General features: G+C 67.2%; 1 protein-coding gene. It reads left to right on the plus strand.

The genetic code is table 11. The features are described from left to right. Positions 1–781 (plus strand): hypothetical protein (locus tag ADL01_RS22635; RefSeq protein WP_053743861.1); only part of this gene is annotated, 781 nt, incomplete at both ends.

Here is a 781-nt window from a genome sequence, read left to right on the forward strand (position 1 = left end):
CCGCCACTGCCGGTGCTGTCGTCTACGACCGTTCGAAGAACGGGTCGGGGCAGGGGGCGGGGCCTGTCGCGGCCACGACGTCCTGGACGCCGCCTGCTTGTTGGTATGCGCCGACGTATACGCCCGAGCAGTTGCAGAAGGTCAAAGAGCCGGTCTGGGCGGCGGAGTCCACGGGGTATGAATGGGATGCCGAGCAGCGCAAGACGTTCCTCAACCCGGACGACCACTCGAAGGACTTCAACAAGGACAAGACCGGCAAGGGCTACTGGTGGGGCTCCTACGTCAACAAGTCCTACCCGCCGGGCTGGGACGCCTGCAAACGTGACTACTTCTGGGTCGACACCGGCGCCGCACCGCCCGCCGACATCGAGAACGTCATCACCCCGGCCATCCTCGCCGGACTCGCCTACAACGAGATCCGCGTACCAGGCACCAAAGTCACCCTCGCCCCCGCCGGCCCCACCAAGGTCAACCTCCCCACCTGGGCCTGGCTCGACGCGACCCAGTTCAAGCCCGTCTCCGTCACCGCCTCCGTGCCCGTGCTCAGGATGCGGGCCACGACCGTCGCCGAGCCCGTGTCGCTGAGGATCGAGCCCGGTACAACCGACGCACAGGTCTACCCCGCCTCCGGCGTATGCACGTTCACCGGCGGGCACATCGGAGAGCCGTACGCCACCGGGAAGGCCGACCGGACACCCCCCTGCGGAGTGAAGTACCTGCGCTCCTCCGGCAACGGAACCTATCCCCTCCGCGCCACCATCACCTGGAAGATCCACTGGAC

Source organism: Streptomyces sp. NRRL WC-3618, assembly GCF_001280005.1.
Taxonomy (GTDB): Bacteria; Actinomycetota; Actinomycetes; order Streptomycetales; family Streptomycetaceae; genus Streptomyces.